Source organism: Comamonas testosteroni (assembly GCF_014076415.1).
GTDB lineage: Bacteria > Pseudomonadota > Gammaproteobacteria > Burkholderiales > Burkholderiaceae_C > Comamonas > Comamonas testosteroni_F.
Genome location: NZ_CP043568.1, coordinates 2417048 through 2434291 on the forward strand (window position 1 = coordinate 2417048; position 17244 = coordinate 2434291).

13 protein-coding genes and 2 pseudogenes are annotated in these 17244 nt (G+C 58.4%); 6 read left to right on the forward strand and 9 right to left on the reverse strand.

Features of this window, described 5'->3' with window-relative positions:
* From napA to F0P97_RS11045, 3 genes are read right to left on the reverse strand one after another with little or no spacing between them, the layout of a single operon-like run.
* Complete coding sequence (gene napA, locus F0P97_RS11035) at window positions 1–2490, reverse strand: periplasmic nitrate reductase subunit alpha (protein ID WP_034363267.1); 2490 nt, start codon at window positions 2488–2490, stop codon at window positions 1–3.
* On the reverse strand, window positions 2483–2785 hold the full coding sequence (locus F0P97_RS11040) for a chaperone NapD (protein WP_223305786.1): 303 nt from the start codon (window positions 2783–2785) through the stop codon (window positions 2483–2485). The genes napA and F0P97_RS11040 overlap by 8 nt, the downstream gene beginning before the upstream one ends.
* A complete protein-coding gene (locus tag F0P97_RS11045) occupies window positions 2778–2939 on the reverse strand; it encodes a periplasmic nitrate reductase, NapE protein (RefSeq protein WP_182286741.1) in 162 nt (53 codons plus the stop codon). Before F0P97_RS11045 ends, F0P97_RS11040 begins: the two co-directional genes overlap by 8 nt.
* A gap of 253 nt (window positions 2940–3192) precedes the next feature.
* Between F0P97_RS11045 and F0P97_RS11050 the strand changes: the two are divergent.
* From F0P97_RS11050 to F0P97_RS11060, 4 genes and pseudogenes are all read left to right on the forward strand, one after another.
* Window positions 3193–4129, forward strand: a pseudogene (locus F0P97_RS11050) (IS3 family transposase).
* A gap of 17 nt (window positions 4130–4146) precedes the next feature.
* Window positions 4147–4281: pseudogene (locus tag F0P97_RS27995) on the forward strand (serine O-acetyltransferase); the annotation flags it as partial.
* Between the two features lie 184 nt (window positions 4282–4465).
* On the forward strand, window positions 4466–4699 hold the full coding sequence (locus tag F0P97_RS28000) for a hypothetical protein (protein WP_371878532.1): 234 nt from the start codon (window positions 4466–4468) through the stop codon (window positions 4697–4699).
* Between the two features lie 115 nt (window positions 4700–4814).
* Window positions 4815–5720, forward strand: coding sequence for a helix-turn-helix domain-containing protein (locus F0P97_RS11060; RefSeq protein ID WP_182286742.1), 906 nt, complete (start codon window positions 4815–4817; stop codon window positions 5718–5720).
* Window positions 5721–6138: 418 nt separating this feature from the next.
* Here the strand turns inward: F0P97_RS11060 and F0P97_RS11065 are convergent, their stop codons facing one another.
* From F0P97_RS11065 to F0P97_RS11085, 5 genes are read right to left on the reverse strand one after another with little or no spacing between them, the layout of a single operon-like run.
* Window positions 6139–8328 (reverse strand): TonB-dependent receptor, encoded by a 2190-nt coding sequence (locus F0P97_RS11065; RefSeq protein ID WP_182286743.1) that lies wholly within the window; start codon window positions 8326–8328, stop codon window positions 6139–6141.
* Window positions 8321–9199 (reverse strand): ABC transporter ATP-binding protein, encoded by an 879-nt coding sequence (locus tag F0P97_RS11070; RefSeq protein WP_182286744.1) that lies wholly within the window; start codon window positions 9197–9199, stop codon window positions 8321–8323. The genes F0P97_RS11065 and F0P97_RS11070 overlap by 8 nt, the downstream gene beginning before the upstream one ends.
* Window positions 9196–10227, reverse strand: a complete 1032-nt coding sequence (locus F0P97_RS11075) for a FecCD family ABC transporter permease (protein ID WP_182286745.1) — start codon at window positions 10225–10227, stop codon at window positions 9196–9198. Before F0P97_RS11075 ends, F0P97_RS11070 begins: the two co-directional genes overlap by 4 nt.
* Window positions 10220–11242: a FecCD family ABC transporter permease gene (locus F0P97_RS11080; RefSeq protein WP_182286746.1), complete on the reverse strand. Its 1023-nt coding sequence runs from the start codon at window positions 11240–11242 to the stop codon at window positions 10220–10222. The genes F0P97_RS11075 and F0P97_RS11080 overlap by 8 nt, the downstream gene beginning before the upstream one ends.
* A gap of 5 nt (window positions 11243–11247) precedes the next feature.
* Complete coding sequence (locus F0P97_RS11085) at window positions 11248–12198, reverse strand: ABC transporter substrate-binding protein (RefSeq protein WP_182286747.1); 951 nt, start codon at window positions 12196–12198, stop codon at window positions 11248–11250.
* Between the two features lie 170 nt (window positions 12199–12368).
* Here F0P97_RS11085 and F0P97_RS11090 point away from each other — a divergent pair, with 170 nt between their 5' ends.
* Entirely contained in the window at window positions 12369–14165 is a 1797-nt protein-coding gene (locus F0P97_RS11090; protein ID WP_182286748.1) for an ABC transporter ATP-binding protein, read from the forward strand.
* A gap of 4 nt (window positions 14166–14169) precedes the next feature.
* On the forward strand, window positions 14170–15915 hold the full coding sequence (locus F0P97_RS11095) for an ABC transporter ATP-binding protein (RefSeq protein WP_182286749.1): 1746 nt from the start codon (window positions 14170–14172) through the stop codon (window positions 15913–15915).
* A 404-nt stretch (window positions 15916–16319) separates the two neighbouring features.
* Here F0P97_RS11095 and F0P97_RS11100 read toward each other — a convergent pair whose 3' ends face one another.
* Window positions 16320–17231 (reverse strand): LysR family transcriptional regulator, encoded by a 912-nt coding sequence (locus F0P97_RS11100; RefSeq protein ID WP_182286750.1) that lies wholly within the window; start codon window positions 17229–17231, stop codon window positions 16320–16322.
* Between the last annotated feature and the right edge of the window lie 13 nt (window positions 17232–17244).

The window sequence follows — 17244 nt, forward strand, 5'->3', positions numbered from 1 at the left end:
TCAAACCTTGGTGACCTTCACAGCGCACTTCTTGAAGTCCGTCTGCAATGAAATCGGGTCGGTCGCATCCAGCGTCACCTTGTTGATCAGCTGGCTGGCGTCGAACCAGGGGACATAGACCAATCCGCGCGGGGGCTTGTTGCGGCCGCGGGTTTCGACGCGCGTGCGCATGGAACCGCGCCGCGAGGACAGCTCAACTTCGCTGCCGCGGCGCACGCCCAGTGCCTTGGCATCGTCAGGATGCATGTAGCACAGTGCGTTAGGCACGGCACGATGCAGCTCGGGTACGCGCCGGGTCATTGATCCTGAGTGCCAGTGTTCAAGCACTCGGCCCGTGGAAAGCCAGAAAGGGTAATCCTTGTCCGGAGCCTCCGCCGGTGGTTCGTATGGCAAGGCAAAGATGTTGGCCTTGCCGTCGATATTGCCGTAGAACTGGTAGCCCGTACCAGCTTTCACATAGGGGTCCGAGCCTTCGCGGTAACGCCAGAGCGTTTCCTTGCCGTTGACCACGGGCCAGCGCATGCCGCGCACCTTGTGGTACTGGTCGAACGGTGCCAGATCGTGGCCATGGCCACGGCCGAACGAGGCGTACTCCTCGAACAGACCTTTTTGCGGATAGAAGCCAAAGGCCTTGGCTTCCTCGTTTTCATAGGCAGGGTCCATGTCGGCCAAAGGGAACTTGTCCACGTTGCCGTTGCGGTACAGCACCTCGAACAGGGTCTTGCCGCGCAGCTGGGGCTTCTTGGCCAGCAGTTCCTCGGGCCAGACTTCCTCGACCTTGAAACGCTTGGAAAACTCCATCAATTGCCACAGGTCGGAGCGCGCCTCGCCAGGAGCCTTGACCAGTTGGTGCCAAAAGTGGGTGCGGCGCTCTGCATTGCCGTAGGCGCCTTCCTTCTCGACCCACATGGCCGACGGCAAGATCAGATCGGCGGCTACGGCCGTGACTGTGGGATAGACATCGGAGACCACCACGAAATTGTCAGGATTGCGGTAGCCCGGATAGCCTTCCTGCGCCAGGTTGGCGCCGGCCTGTATATTGTTGTTGACCATCACCCAGTAGGCATTGAGCCTGCCGTCCTTGAGCGCACGGTTTTGTTCCACGGCATGGTAGCCGGGCTTGGGTGGAATCGTGCCTTCGGGCAGCTTCCAGATGGTTTCAGCAGTCTTGCGATGTTCTGGGTTAGTCACCACCATGTCCGCTGGCAGGCGGTGCGAGAAGGTGCCCACCTCACGCGCTGTTCCGCAGGCAGAAGGCTGACCCGTCAGTGAGAACGGGCTGTTGCCGGGGGTGGCGATCTTGCCCAGCAGCAAGTGGATGTTGTAGACCATGTTGTTGGCCCAGACACCGCGTGTGTGCTGGTTGAAACCCATGGTCCAGAACGACACCACCTTGCTATTGGGGTCCGCATAGAGCTCGGCAAGAGCCTTGAGACGGTTGGCCGGTACACCTGTGAGCTTGGTTGTGTACTCGAGCGTATAGGTGGATACGAACTTGGCGTATTCCTCGTAGTTTATTGACTTGGCACCGTTGGGGTCCTTGGCGTTCTTGGCCGCCTTCTGCAGAGGGTGCTCGGGACGCAACCCGTAGCCGATATCGGTGTTGCCGAGCTTGAAATTGCAGTGCTTGGAGACGAAGTCCTTGTTGACCCTGCCTGTGGTGATGATGTGGTTGGCGATGTAATTGAGTATGGCCAGATCGGTCTGAGGCTTGAAGGTCAGAGACATATCCGCCAACTCATAGGAGCGGTGCTCGAAGGTGGACAGCACGGCCACCTTCACGCCTGGTGTGGACAGGCGCCTGTCGGTCACGCGCGTCCACAGCACCGGATGCATTTCAGCCATGTTCGAGCCCCAGAGCACAAAGGCAGTCGCTGCCTCGATGTCGTCATAGCAACCCATGGGCTCGTCCATGCCAAAGGTGCGCATGAAGCCGGCAACTGCCGAGGCCATGCAGTGGCGTGCATTGGGATCAATGTTGTTGGTGCGAAAGCCTGCCTTGAACAATTTGGAGGCTGCATAGCCCTCCCATACCGTCCACTGGCCGGAGCCGAACATGCCCACTGCGTCGGCCCCTTTGGCCTTGAGCGTCTTTTTGAACTGCTCTGCCATGACGTCGAAGGCGGTATCCCAGGAAACCTGCTGGAACTCGCCATCCTTGGCGTAGCGACCATTCTTCATGCGCAGCAGCGGCTTTGTCAGACGGTCACCGCCATACATGATCTTGGACAGGAAGTAACCCTTGACGCAGTTCAGCCCCCGGTTGACCTCGGCCTCAGGGTCACCCTGAGTGGCCACCACGCGGTTGTCCTTGACGGCCACCATGACGCCGCAACCTGTACCGCAAAAGCGGCATGGCGCCTTGGACCACTTCAGATCGGCGGCCATTGCACCTGCATCCTGGGACAGAACTTCTATGGGTATGCCTGCAACGGCCCCTGCGGCTGCGGCTGCAGATTGACGGACAAAATCACGCCTAGTGCTAGTCATGTGTTACCTCTTGGTTTAGCGACTGCCAGTTCTCAACATGCTGATAAACCAGGGATGCGTTGATTACGCCATCAAGCAGCTCAATCTGAGACACGCAATCAAGTATTTCCCTTGCATGGGGCGCTTCCAAGGTCACCACCAGCTTGCCGGCCGGATGACTTCCATGTATTTGGGCGCCTTTGATCGTGACGATGCCAGCAGCTACTTGTGCCAATGCCTGGGGAAGCACATGCACAACCAGACTGGTGATATGCAAGTCGGTGTGAGTTTCAATGGGCTCAGATTCTTCATGCATGTGGGGGGCCACCGATGATCATCTGATAAAACCAGATTGCAAAGCCATAAGCCGCAATCAGTACAACGGCCAATATAGGCGCCATAACAACTGCGAGAAATGCGAAGCTGCGCCACTCCTCGGCACGAGTCGATTCAGGCTGAGGTTCTGTCATTAGCAATCTCCCTTGGCTTGGATGTCCGAGCATCCGTGATTTGGCGATAGAGATCCGATAACGAACTTTGCCACGAGATTACATACAAATTTGACTCGCAACAAGACTCTTCTCGACTCGTTGCTTTGCATCAATTCCTTCATTAAGATTTCATTAAGTCAATTGACATTCAAGTAAATGCCTCGGGCGTTGAATCGTCCCGCTGTACTAGACATCTCTGAGTCTCAGATCTGAGGCACCAGTAGGAGGTGCCATGACGGACAAGCAGCCATGCCCCGAAGAATTCAAGATTGAAGCGGTCAAGCAGATCACTGAGCGAGGCCACCGAGTGGCCCATGTATCTGCCGGATCGGTGTGAGCCAGCGCAGCCTGTACAAGTGGATCAAGCTTTATGCAGTGCCCGCACCTGAGCGATAGGCGCAGGCATCTCAAACCGAGGGGTTGAGGCGACTAAAGGCCGAACCTCAGCGAGTGACCGAGGAGCGCGACATCCTAAAAAAGCCGCCGCGTACTTTGCCAGGCAGTCCTGGCGAGGTATTCATTTATCGAGCGCCATGAGCAGGAGCACAGTGTGTGGAGCATGTGCAAGGTAATGCAACTGCACCCCAGTGGCGACTATGCGTGCAAGACAGCACCGCAGAGTCCGCAGGCTAAGGACGACCAAAGGCTGCTTGGCTTGCTCAAGCAGGCATGGCTTGAGAGCGGTGGTGTCTAGGGCTACCGCAAGCTGACGCCGGATATGCGCGACCTTGGAGAGCGCTGCGGCAAGCACTATGTGGCACGGTTGCTCAAGCTGGAAGGTTTGCCTTCGCAGACGGGTTATGGCCGAAGGCCAGGAGTACACGCTGAAAAGCCAGCCTTGATTGCCCCCAACCACTTGCAGCACCAATTTAAGGTGGCCCAACCCAATCAGGCCTGGGTCACAGACCTCACCTACATCCGAACCCACGAAGGCTGGTTGTACCTGGCCGTTGTGGTCGATCTGTTCTCATGTCAGGTGGCGGGTTGATCCATGGGCAGTTGCATCGATGGGTTGAACTCACCCAGTTCACAGGCCAAGAATGGCAGGCCTTCCTGCGGGACCAGAGCCTAAAATGTTCTACAACTCGCGGCGCCGTCATTCGTCGGCAGCAGGGCTATCGCCCATCGAGTTTGAACAGCGCCATTCCCAACGGCTCAAGAGCGTCTAGCCAAGCCGGGGCGATTCATGGACGTACGGCAAGAGTGCTTTGTGGATGCGGACTCAGTGAACGTCGAAGAGGCTTCCAAAGACGATCTGGCTGCGACCGTGCTTCGCGATCCTGCAGCGGAGAGCCTGTTAGTTCCTTTTCTCTGCTACAAGGGCTTTCACGCATCTGCAATACCACAGGGTTGCACACCATCTCTGGAACTCGGGGAGAACCACGCTAGCGCGCCTGCTGCAGAGCTGGGTTTCCGGGCTCTTTGGTATAGATATCCATCCCACTGTTGTGGTAGGCCGGCGTGTCTTCATCGACCATGGCACGGGGATAGTCATCGGCGACGATGTGTCTATTCTTCAGAAGGTCACCTTGGGAGGAACCGGCAAGGAACAAGGGGACCTGCATCCGAAGATACGGGATCGCGCGTTCATTGCGGCTGGTGCAACGATTCTGGGCAACATCGAAATTGGATGGGGCGCGATCGTAGGTGCAGGAAGTGTCTTGCTCGAATCGGTCCTGCCATATGTGACAGCTGTAGGCATTCCTGCTCGCGTTCTGGGCCCGAGCCGCACGGGATAGTTGTGCGCTAAACAGTGGTTGCAAACATGCACAGTATCTGCTAAAAGGAATCGTTATAAATGTTATTGATTATTGTTCGTGTTTGCGGCGAGGCAGACATAGCGGATACCTCATCATGGAAGGCGCAACGCACACATCAACCGCATCTTCGCCTGCTGCGGAGGCTGACTACGGCGTAGTCACGCTGCAGCCAGGGCTGGCTGTTTGCCATACGGTTGCAAGCAGCCTGGACGCTGTCGCCACTAGCAAAACATTTGAGGGTGACTGCGAGTTCATCCATCTCAACTGCCAGTTGGCGGGCAAGTTCTCTGGCAGGGTTGGGCGCCATCCGTTGGACTTCACCTGCGGGGAAGTCTCGCTCGGATTCTCCGCGGGCGAGCAATTCCAAGTGCAGCACTGCGAGCAATTTCAGAATTTAACGGTGATGGTTACACCAAACCTTCTCTGCGAGCTCGCGGGTGAGGAAGTGCGAAACATGTTTGGAACCGGCAGCGCTCTTGGATTCTTCGTACGGTGCGCGGGACGCTGCCGAAGATCGATTCGGTCGGCTCAAAGCGTTGTCAATCTCCTAAGTGAAGCGCCAGATCAGCGTCTCCTGCTGCATGCTGCCACCCTCGATTTCCTACATTGGCATCTTGCTGCGTTCCGCAACTGCGAAGACTGCAGACGGCTTTCCGCACGTGAATGCCACCAGTTGGAGAGCGCCCGGGCATTGCTGCTCCAGGATCTGAGTGCTCCCCCTACCATTCCCGAACTTGCAAAGGCGGTTGGCATGAACCAGTGCAAACTCAAAAAAACCTTCAAGGATCACTTCGGCAGTACCATCTACGCCCTGTTTCAAGAGAAGCGGATGGCCAACGCCCAGCAGCTGTTGCAGAGCCATAACGTGACCGAGACGGCAATGATTCTTGGTTACTCCAATGTCAGTCATTTCAGTACTGCGTTCATGAAGCAGTTTGGGAGCTTGCCGAGCAAGGCTCGCGAGACTGTCGCCATCAACTACAAAGTGACATCGACCTGAACCAGCGCTCGAAACTCATTCGAGATGGCCATCGGGACCATTCACGACGCTGCATATCTTCTTGCTTGGGGAAAGCTGCTGCGAAGCTGGTGATCAGGCCGAAGTCGACGACGGGGTTGACGCAACTCAGGCTCACGTCAATCTGAGAGTCTCCGACAGGTCTTTGGCGATCCCGAAATCGGCAACCTTGCATTCATCGACGCCGTTGATGAGTAGAAGCGACAATCAGGCTGCATGGCCGATGCGCATCTCGCCATTGCCCCCAACTAGCAGCACATCCGCCAATTTTTCTCAGACATCAGTAGGGAAACGTTTGTAGCGGATTCCTGCCTGCTCCCCGTTTGGGGCTGCGGTGAAGTGGCAGCTTCACAGTTCCCGCTATCGCTGGGAACTAACGGAGGCTTCACGCCCTCTCCACTCAGAACAGGACATTCATGCCGAGACCCAGAGTCCGGCCCCGCCCGGGTGCACCAATAATGGCGTCCATCCCGCCGGGCGTGTATGCCGGGATTCGGTAGCCGTACAGTTCATACTGCTTATTGAGCAGGTTGTCGGCCCAGAAGTAGATCTCGGTGCCACGACTTCTGAGGCCAACCCTGAAATCCATCTTGTTGTAGGCTCTCAAATCAAAGCTGTTCTGGGGCGTTGCCGCTCGGCTGCCCACGTATCTGTTGGTGAGCTGGGCATGCAAGACCGGGGACGAAAGCCCAAACATCGAGCCTATAGGCCTTTGGTAGGCGACGGACAGGGTGCCTCCCCAACGCGGTACTTCGGGGACGTCGTTGCCCCACGCGACACCATCAGCATTGCTGCCATCACCGCCACCCTTAATCTTGGCTCGAGTGTATGCAACACCGCCGCTGACGCTCCATGCATTGTCGATGTGCCAGTACACATCAGCCTCCAGTCCTTGGCTGGTCACGTCCCGGTTACTCTTGTGGGTCGCCATGGTCTGCGGGTCAAACATCAGCAAATGATCGTTCTTAACCTGATTCAGGAACATTGTCACATTGAAGGCCAGCCGTCGATCGGCACTTTCATACTTGAGGCCCGCTTCGTAGCTGTCCACCTTCCCTGGCTTGTAGGGTGCGTCGGGGTGGCCATAGGTGAAGCCGACACCTTCCTCGTCAAAGCCGCCAGACTTGTAGCCGCGGGCATAAACGCCGTAGAGGTTCCACTGGGGATTCAGGGCATGACTGAGCCCGATACGCCCGGTGGCATAGCTGTCGAAAAGAGATTGGGAATCCCAAGCTTCACGAATAGGGCTGGGGTTTTCCGGGTTTGCCTTCCAGTGTGCGCGGTAGTTCTTTTTTTCCCTGGTGTATCGTCCTCCCAAGGTGAGCTTGGTCTCATCAGTAATCGGGAGGGTCGTTTCTGCAAACAGTGCATGCGCTCTTGAGCTGAGATCCCTGTTGGCGCTGGATGCAGCAGGATTGTCCAGAAAGTAGGTGTCGTAGGAATTGAATCGGTCCATGTCTCGATCCGATTGATAGATGTTCGTGCCCAGGACCCAGAACGTCTTTGCCTCGGGGTGTGAACTCAGGCGAAGTTCATGGTTGAAGACGCGTTCGCGAATCATGTTGTGCCACGTTGCGTCTGGGCGGAAGCCAATCAGTCGCGTGTAAGTGCGGCCCTCGTAAATAGGTGTCGTGCTGCGATGGCGTGTTCTCGCAAATCCGGTCAGTGCCGTTACTCGCACGTTGTCGAAGGAATGGGTGAATTCGGCACTGTATCGATCGACCTCGCGGCGGTTCTGCTCGCTGCCCGGCGGGATATCGCTCTGGGGAGGGTCGCCATACGGATACAGGAGATACACCCAATCACGATGCTTCAACACTTCGCGACCTGCGCTCAGGTGGAGGACGGAAACTGGTCCGATATCCCAACGCAGGCTTGCTCTTGAACTGAAGTCGCTCGGCTTGTTCAGTGGCTTGCCGGTTTGGCTGTTCTCGATGTAGTTGTCGGAACCCGATCCACGAATTGCCAGACGTGCCGACACAGACTCAGACAGTGGACCACTGACCATGCCTTCCAGCAGCCGCTGACTATCCTGGCCGATCTCGCCACGCAAGCTGCCCTCGAAGTACTGAGTCGGCTTGCGCGTCACCACGTTGACTGCACCGGCCTCGGCATTGCGTCCGAACAGGGTGCCCTGGGGCCCCTTGAGCACTTCCACTCGTTCCACGTCCAGGATGTCCAAAGTAGCGTTGGACGCCGACATTGGCATGCCGTCGACACTGATCACCACAGAAGTGTCGTCGCCGCTGATCTTCTGCAGCGCACCGACGCCGCGCATACGCAGCGTCGTGTTGGCGAGTCCCATGTTGGTGACCACGTCAACGCCCGGTGTTTGGCGCAAGACATTCTCCAGGCTGTACAGGCGCCGCTCTTCGGCTTCCTCGCCGGTCACGACGGTGACGCTGAAAGGGAGGTCCTTGGCCTTTTCCTCAGTGCGGCGAGCAGTGACGTTCACTGCAGGCAAGCTGACAGTCATTTCGTCTTCCTTGGACTTGATCTCTTGCGCCAGAGCGACATCGGGTACAGGAGCGCACGCTGCCAGAATCAGCGCCACCAGACGCTTTCGACGAGACGGAAAGTGTTTAATCATGGTGAAAACCTGCTAGGTGAATCAAGTCCTTGCTCTGCGCGACAGCGGGGGCGGCAGGCATTGCTTCGTGCGCGCGGTGCCCTGGTCGTAGCGGGCCAACCGGCAAGCAATAAGGCACCAGCCTTCCCTCGAGACTGCGATCGATGCGTTGTGTGACGAGTCCAAACAACCGCTCGCTCAGTTGGGAGTCGACGACATCAAGTGGAGCCCCGTCGGCGAGGATCTGGCCATCCCGCATGGCCAGCAGGCGGTCGGCGTATTGGCAGGCCTGATTGAGGTCATGCAGGGCCATGACGATGGTCAGTTGACGCTGTCGCTGCAGCTTAGCCAGGAGTTCCATCAGTTCCGCCTGGTGGCCCATGTCCAAGTAAGTGGTGGGCTCGTCCAGAAGAATGATGTTCGACTCCTGGACCAGAATCATTGAAATCCAGGCCCGCTGCCGTTCCCCTCCGGAAAGGGAAGCGACATCTCGGTCGTGCAGGTGCCCGATGCCGGTGGCATTCATGGACCAACTGATAACCTCATGGTCGTAGGCCGACAGCCGAGAAAAGATGCCCTGGTGCGGATAACGGCCATGAGCGACCAACTGGCGTACGCTGACCCCCTTCGGCGTGGCCGGCGACTGGGGAAGAAAAGCCAATCGTCGGGCTAGCGCTTTGGGATTCCATGCGGTCAGGGGCTTTCCTTCCAAGCTGACTATTCCAGTTGCAGGCTTGCGCAGGCCCGCCAGTGTCCGGAGAAGTGTGGATTTTCCGCAGCCATTGGGTCCGATCAGGCACACCGTGCTGGCGCGTTCGAGCTGCAAACTGGGCACTTGAACCACGTCGCGAGAGCCGTAGCTCAGTTTCAATTGGCTGGCGGTCAGAGTCATAGGCGGAGGCTCCGTTGGCGGTGTAGAAGCAGGAGGAAGACCGGGATGCCGAGCAGTGTCGTCAGTGCGCCGGCGGGGATTTCCAAGGGGCTGATCAAAGAGCGCGCAAGCAGGTCGGCGCCGAGCATCAGCAGGCCGCCCACGAGCATGTTTACGATGAGAAGCCGGCGCGCATCCGATCCGGCAAGCAGACGGGATAGATGCGGGGTCACCAAGCCAACAAAGCCGACCGGCCCCGTGACCGCGACTGCGCTGGCGGAGAGAACAACGGCCACGGTGATGGCCATGGCCTTCCAGAACATTCCACGCATGCCAAGACCGGCGGACACTGCATCTTCCAGGCGCAGCAGTGCTAGCGGTCGAAGCAAGATCAAGGTGCCGACAACGCCAGCTAGACACCATGGCCAAAGCACCTGCAAATGCAGGAAGTCCCGGCCATACAAGCTGCCAGCCAGCCATATAAGCGCGATCTCCGTGCGTGCGCCGCCCCAGGCGACAACGGTCCACATCACCAGGGCATTGAGCACGGCGCCTACGGCAATGCCATTGAGCGTGAGGCGTGTGGGACAGAGCTGGGCGCGCCACGACATGCCAAGCACGAATCCGGATGCCGCCAGACCACCGAGCAGCGCGACGATCGGCAGCCAGAGCATCATCGCTGCGTGGCTGGTACCGATCAAGGAGTCGGCCTGGGTCACGTCAGCAAGCAGCAGCACGGCAATGACTGCGAGTCCTGCGCCACTGGATATGCCGATGACGCCGGGATCGGCGAGCGGGTTACGTATGACGGCCTGCAGGATCAGGCCGGCCGTGGCTAGCTGCAACCCGACGAAGATGGCGAGCAAGGTCCGCGGCAGCCGCAGTTGCCAGAGCAGGGCGCTTTCCAGGGACGCGCTCCGCCGCAAGAGCAAGCCCTCGAAAACATGTCCGGGCGATAGCGGTACGGCGCCCCAGAACAATGAAGCCAGCACCAGCAGGAGCAGCGCGGTGCTCAGCAGCACCAGCGTTACCGCAAATCGGCTACGCATCTGCTACCTCCTGCTTGCCGATAAGGCAGACGAGTACCGGCCCACCCAGAAGCACGCAGAGGACTCCTACCGGCACCTCCTGCCATTTGGCGGCGAGATCGGCCGTGCATACCAAGCAAGCTCCCACCAGTGCGGATAGCGGCAGCAAAAGCCTGTAACGGACACCCTGGGGGCCCAAAGCGAATCGGACAATGTGTGGTGCGACCAAGCCGATGAAGGTAATCGGACCTGCAGCAGCCACAGCAGCAGCAGCAAGCAACACCACGACGATGCCGAACAGGAGTCGCCACGCCGTCACGCGCATGCCCAGCGAGGCGAGAATGTCCTCGTCCAGGATCAGTGCGTCCAGCTTTTCGGCAAACACCAGGCCGAGAAGCAATCCTGCCGCCGTCCAGGGCCATAGCACTGCAACGTGTTCCCACGTGCGATTGATCAGGCTGCCGGTCAGCCAGTAGTAAATGCCATTCACTTCCACGTTGGCACACACCAGCATCACGACGATGGCCGCAGCAAAGAACAGATTGACGCTCATTCCGGTCAGCGTTAGATGCATTGGATCCAGCCGGGCGCTCATGCCGATTGCAAGGGTGAGCATCGCTGCAACGATTCCACCAAAGGTCCCGACTGCGAGCTCGCTGGTCGTGGGGAGGCTGAAGTACGTCATGCACAGAGCCATGGCAAATGCCGCCCCAGCCGTAACACCGAGCAGCCCAGGCTCTCCCAGCGGGTTGCGGGTGACTGCTTGAACGACGGCGCCCGCCAGCCCCAACGCAGCCCCTACCAACATTCCGGTCAGCAAGCGAGGCAGGCGCAACTCGCGAACCACAAAGGCAGCATCGGTTCCGTCATCGCGGAGAAAGGCCTGCATGACACCGGGAAGCGGGACGCCGAAGTCACCCAGTACCAAGGAGCCAACCACCGCCACGCCGATCGTGAGCAGGCTCAGGCATGCCACGCGGAGCGCGCGCGAACGCAGTGAGGCTCTGGTCCGTGCATCGATTGCGCACATATCCATGTCGGTCAGCGCTCGAAATCCATTGGCTTGGCGCGTGCAGCCACAGGGACTTCCAGGGGCAGGGGGTACGCGGCTGGGTAAAGCAGGTGCGCCATTTCGTGCATTACCAGCCGTCGTGCAATCGGGCCATGCGACATGACGTACTGATCTCCGACCCTCCAGGCGCGTCCGTTCTGAACCGCCTTGAGACGCTTCCAGGCTGGATGGTTGACGAACGGGCCGTCATCTCCCTTGAACGACAGAATCACATCCGGATTCAGCCGCAGCAGTGTCTCCATGGTCATCACGGCAGAGTCCGCGGATTCCATGTCCTTTGGCGGATCGCCTTGTGCGTTGATCGCCCCCAGCCGCTGCATGATGTGCGTTGTCAGGTGGTTGCTATAGTAGGCATACGGAACATTGCCCCAATGCCAGAGGAATACCGCACTGACCTTGCCGGGCGACCGCTTGCCGGCAGCCTCGAGTTCGGCCAGGAAGCGTCTGTTCATTGCCACTCCCTGGCTGTCGGCACCGAGCGCTTGCGTCGTCCTCGCCACTGCACTCAGTGAATGCTCCAGCGTGATCAGATCGAATGCGAGAAATGCCCCTGCTTCCTCGATCTTCTTGGCAAATGGCTCGGTATAGGTCCGTAGGCCAATGGTCAAGTCTGGAGCTAACTGAGTCAGGACTTCAAGATTCGTCTGATGCACCTCGCCCAGATTCACGGCCCCGACCACTGAATCTCCCAGAAAGGCTGATTGCTTGTTGTTCAGTGTCGATAGTCCCGAGACCTTGCGACCAAGCGCTGCCATTACATCGGCCCCGAAGGTTGATACCGATGCGACAGATCGTGGCTCCGACTTAATGATGACGGGCTTGTTGCGATCGTCGACGATGGTTCGCGGATAGCCCTGAGCCTGCGCAGCAACTGCTCCCACGGCGAGGAGCAGCAACAGAAATGATCGAGCCGTACGCATGGAGAATTGCCTTCCCAAAATCCAGACAGGACATCAATGTGTCCCGGATGGCCTCGCCACAGCTACCCAAATCGGAAATCACTGCGTTGGCAACTGCTGCCGGTTTTGGGTGGCGGGTTGGTATCGGGCGCGCGTACGCTGCCAGCATTCCCTCTATTTGACGAATCCCCATGGGCAATATCTTGGATCGCATGGGCGCATTGCATATGCTGTTTGCGCTCTCGGCAGGCCGCCGGTGGGCCATCGCGTGCGCCTTGGTGGTGACACTGGTCGCGGTGCTGGCGGAGTTGACGCCTTTTGTTGTGCTGCTTCGCGCGGTCGAGGTTCTGCTCGCGGATTCGCATGCCTTCGGCGGCGAGTTGCTTGCGTTGGCGCCGTGGCTGATGGGCGGTATAACGTTGAAATATGTTGCCTATGGCATCGCCTATCTGATCAGCCATCACGCGGCCTACGACATCATGGAGCAAACGCGCAGCCGTCTGGTCGCGAGCCTGGATGCAGCTCCCCTGCACTGGGTCCATGCACAGGGTTCTGGTGCGCTAAAGCAGTCAGTGATCCAGGATGTCGAACGTATGGAGGCGTTCATTGCCCATCACTCCGTAGAAGTGGCTGCCGCAGTGTTGGCGCCGGTATGTGCCACGGTCGCTTTGCTTTGGATCGACTGGCGCCTTGCGCTTGCTGCCTTGACGGTCGGGCCCTTGGCATTGCTAGCGTCCTCGTTTGTCATGCGCGGCGCCGGGCAGTACCATGACCGCTTCAACCAAGCGACGGCCAGCCTGAACAATGTGACCGTCGAGTACCTGCGCAATATGCCGGTTCTGAAGGTGTTCTGCCGGAGTGCTTCCGGTTTTCGGCTGCTGCAGCGACGTCTTCGCCAATACTACCGGCTCGCCGACCGGATTACCCGGAATGTCGTTCCTGGCTGGGCACTGTTCACGAGCGTGCTGGGCGCTCATCTGTTGTTCTTGCTGCCATTAGGCGCTTGGCTCCACGCGCGCGGCGACGTCAGTATTGCTCAGGTCGTAGTGGCGGTGCTGCTCGGGGCGGGACTCTTTCGCCCCTTGCTCAAAGTCAACCGATTCTTCATGGATATCCCGCCCATTCTTGCGGGTCTGCGGCGAATGGCTCCCATCTTGGCGTTCCGCCGCCAGCAAGGCGGTGCCCGACTGGCGGCCGATGTGCCTATCCAGGTCAAGCTCGACCAGGTCAGCTTCGGGTACGGTGATCGCCAGGTGCTGAAGGATGTGAGCTTGTTATTGGCTCCCGGCACATTCAACGTGTTGCTGGGGCCTTCCGGTTCTGGCAAATCAACCATCGCGCAGCTAATTGCCGGCCTGCTGGCGCCGGACACAGGATCTGCCACCATCAATGGTCAAGCCATCACCTCGCTTGCAGATGAAGATCGTGCTTGCCTGATCGCGCTCGCCACCCAAGACGTATTCCTGTTCAGTGGTTCAGTGCGCGACAACTTGGTGTTGGCGCGACCGGACGCATCCGAGGTCGAAATCCGTCGAGCTGTTCGTGTGGCCCAGGCGGAGGCGCTCATTGATGCGCTGCCCGCAGGCTACGACACTCAGGTCAATGAACTCGGTTCCCGCCTATCAGGCGGTGAGCGCCAGCGTCTGGCTGTCGCGCGGGCGTTGCTTGCCGATACCGCGGTGCTGGTGCTGGACGAGTCCACGGCATTCGCCGATAGCATGACGCAACGTGCATTCTTCCAGGCCTTGCTTGCCGAGTACCCGGAAAAGACCTTGCTCGTTGTGGCGCACAGGCTATACGGGATCGAGCATGCTGACCAGATCCTGGTACTCGAGGCGGGAAAGCTACGTTTGCGCGGGAACCACGATCAGCTGACGCGAGAGAGCGAGCACTATCGATCAATGTGGACCTACGAGGCATTGGCGGAAAGCTGGAGCCTGCGTGGAGAGGATGCGTTGAGCGCTCCGTTGGCCGCAACGGGAGGTTGAGAACATGGGAAAGCTCAATTCCTGGGGCAGCATTCACCGGATCGTCCGCAACAGCGGTGCATCCACTTCGCCTCTGGCGCTGGGGCTTGCACTTCGTGTCCTGGAGCGTTGCTGTGAAGTGTTTCCTTATCTGCTCTGTTGGTTGTGGCTGGGCGCTGTCCTGGACAGGCCTCTACCCGGCTTCTCCTGGGTGTCCAGCCCGTACTGGCTAGCGTTTGGACTGATATGCCTGTTCGCGTTGCAATGGGGCTTCGCCTTCGGCGGGCAAAAGCTCTGCTTCCTGAGCAGCTATCAGATCATCGGAAAATACAGAGAGCAGCTGCTTGAGCGGGTCCGCAATATGCCCATCGGGCAGCTCAGGGACCGACAGGTGGGGCATATGGCCGACCTGCTAACCGATGATATCAACCGCGTCGAATCCATTTTTGCCCATGCTCTGGCGGATCTCGTGGCAGCGGCGGGCCTGGCGCTGACGGCGATCCTGCTGCTGGCAGCTATCGAGTGGCGGCTTGCATTGGCTCTCGCTGGGTTCGTTCCTGTGGCAATGCTGGTATTAGTGGCAAGCCAGAAGCTGTTCGAGCAAGCCGTCCTGCGCAAGCACTCACGGTTCAATGCGGCTTCCGGAATGCTGGTGGAGTTCATCGGTGGCCTGCCGACCCTGCGGCTCTTTAATCGCGTTCCGGCATGGATGCATAGGCTCAACAACGCCTTTTCCGAGTTGAAACCATTGAGCCTGGGCATCGAGAAATGGGGTGGAGGGCCAGTCACGCTTTTTCGGTGGATGGTCGAAAGTGGCTTGGTTCTCCTATTTCTAGCTGGTGGCTGGAGCCTGCTCGCAGGCGATTATCCAGTGCTGGCCTGGCTGGCCTTCTTTCTGCTGTCCTACAAATTCATCGGGCCGCTGCTGGAACTGGCCGAGTATGTAGTCATGATCCGGCACGCCAGCCAGAGCGAAGTCAAGCTCAACGAAATTCTGGAAATCGAAACTGTGCGCGAGCCGGCCTCTGCTAAGTGTCTTGGCAACTTGGCTCTGCAGTTCGACAAGGTGTCGTTCTCCTATCGCGATCAGCCTGTCTTGCGTGATATCTGCTTCATGGTTCCAGCCGGAAGTGTGACTGCCGTTGTCGGACCATCCGGTGCGGGAAAGAGCACGCTATTGAATTTAATCGCGCGTTTTTACACGCCCGACAGTGGCGCAATGCGGATTGGTGGCGTTGACCTGCGGGATATCTATTCCGATCAGCTGTATGGCTTAATCAGCATGGTCTTCCAGCATGTCCAACTGTTTAACGGCAGCATCATCGAGAATGTGCGTGCCGGTCGCGAGGATGCCAGTGACCAGGATGTGTTGCTCGCGTGCGAAGCAGCCAACTGCAACGAGTTCATTGCGAGACTCCCCGACGGCTACCAGACGCAAGTAGGTGAGTCGGGGTTCAGTCTATCAGGAGGGGAGCGCCAGCGGTTGTCTATTGCCCGGGCGCTGCTGAAACGCGCGCCCCTGCTCCTGCTGGATGAGATGACCGCCTCAGTCGACCCACGCTCTCAGCATGCCATCCAGACATCGCTTGGCCGGTTGGCGGCTGGCCGTAGCGTCATCATCGTCGCGCACCGGCTAAGCACCGTCAGGCATGCAGATCAAATTCTGGTTCTGAATGAAGGCGCTTTGGTAGAGGCTGGAGTCCACCAAGAGCTTGTCAACCGTAATGGGCTATATGCGTCGATGTGGAAGGCGCAGGTGTCCAGTACATAGATGTTGCTGAGCCTGTGCGTGGCTGAATGTGGAAAAACTCCTTTCTGGGTCTTTCTGAACCCCTGCGGGTAGCGGACATACCTCTTGTCTCAATAGGCTTTCGTGCATGTTCGCTCAACGCGATTTGCATGCCTGAGCACATCCGTGTTCACCGGCCTGAATCGCCCCGGCTGTACTAGACATCTTCCAGCCTCAAATCTGAGGCCCAATAGGAGGTGCCATGAGGAACAAGCAGCCATACCCCGAAGAATTCAAGATTGAAGCGGTCAAGCAGGGATATTTCAGTCCTTGAAGAATATCCGGCGATGGGGCATGAGGCTTGAACGTAAAAATGACTGGAAGTCACTGATTACGAAGTACACATGGAGAAGCCACGGTCAGGGGCTCATTTGCCCATTGGCTAGCTAGGACAGGCCATTGCGCTGCACATGCTGTACCAGAAAATCAAGAAATATCCGGGTCTTGAGAGGCAGGTTTGTGCGGTGTGGGTAATAGGCATAAAAGCCCGGAAAGCTTGCCCAATAGGGCTTCAGCACTTCAACCAACTGGCCTGTGTTGAATGCGTCGGTCATGGATTCGCGCCAGCCGGTAATCACCCCGATGCCATCCAGGGCTGCGCGCATGGCCGTGTCACTATGGTTGACTGTCAGTGGCCCTCTCACGGAGCGCTCGCTCAGCTTGCCGTCGATATTGAACTCCCACTTGTAGACTGCGCCGCTGCTGCTCATGCGGTAGTTGATGCATAGGTGCTGCTCCAGCTCATCAGGGTGCCCGGGTGTGCCGTGTGTTCTGAGATAAGCGGGAGATGCACCGAAGCACATGGTCAGATCCTGTGTGAGTGGCACGGCAACCATGTCGCCCTCCAGTGACTCGCCATTGCGTATGCCGACGTCAAATCCTTCTCGCACGATGTCCACAAAGCCGTCGTCATAGACCAGCTCGACATGAATGTGCGGATGCAGTGAAAAGAACTCGGCGAGCATGGGCTCGACGAGCACCTGGCCTGCAGGATGAGAGATGGTGAGGCGCAGCGTGCCGCCTTCGACGCCCGCTTGCAGTTGAAGATCTTCGGTCGCTTCGCGCAGGTTGGTGAGAGCCGGGGAAATGCGCTCCAGATAGATTCTTCCGGCTTCTGTCAGATTGAGGCTGCGCGTTGTTCGATCGAACAGGCGTACATCCAGACGGGTTTCCAGCTTCTTGATCGTCTGGGACAGTGCGGCCGGTGTGACCCCGATGGCGTGGGCGGCATAGGTCAGACTGCGATGCTGAGCTACCTGCTCAAAGGCGGCCAGATAGGCGAGTATTTCGGGCTTCATGGCTTCTATTTTT

Coding starts and splice junctions, on each gene's coding strand:
- F0P97_RS11065 (WP_182286743.1), bottom strand. CDS start 8,328: ATGATTAAACACTTTCCGTCTCGTCGAAAGCGTCTGGTGGCGCTGATT.
- F0P97_RS11090 (WP_182286748.1), top strand. CDS start 12,369: ATGGGCAATATCTTGGATCGCATGGGCGCATTGCATATGCTGTTTGCG.
- F0P97_RS11070 (WP_182286744.1), bottom strand. CDS start 9,199: ATGACTCTGACCGCCAGCCAATTGAAACTGAGCTACGGCTCTCGCGAC.
- F0P97_RS11100 (WP_182286750.1), bottom strand. CDS start 17,231: ATGAAGCCCGAAATACTCGCCTATCTGGCCGCCTTTGAGCAGGTAGCT.
- F0P97_RS11060 (WP_182286742.1), top strand. CDS start 4,815: ATGGAAGGCGCAACGCACACATCAACCGCATCTTCGCCTGCTGCGGAG.
- F0P97_RS11080 (WP_182286746.1), bottom strand. CDS start 11,242: ATGGATATGTGCGCAATCGATGCACGGACCAGAGCCTCACTGCGTTCG.
- napA (WP_034363267.1), bottom strand. CDS start 2,490: ATGACTAGCACTAGGCGTGATTTTGTCCGTCAATCTGCAGCCGCAGCC.
- F0P97_RS11040 (WP_223305786.1), bottom strand. CDS start 2,785: ATGCATGAAGAATCTGAGCCCATTGAAACTCACACCGACTTGCATATC.
- F0P97_RS11085 (WP_182286747.1), bottom strand. CDS start 12,198: ATGCGTACGGCTCGATCATTTCTGTTGCTGCTCCTCGCCGTGGGAGCA.
- F0P97_RS11045 (WP_182286741.1), bottom strand. CDS start 2,939: ATGACAGAACCTCAGCCTGAATCGACTCGTGCCGAGGAGTGGCGCAGC.
- F0P97_RS11075 (WP_182286745.1), bottom strand. CDS start 10,227: ATGCGTAGCCGATTTGCGGTAACGCTGGTGCTGCTGAGCACCGCGCTG.
- F0P97_RS11095 (WP_182286749.1), top strand. CDS start 14,170: ATGGGAAAGCTCAATTCCTGGGGCAGCATTCACCGGATCGTCCGCAAC.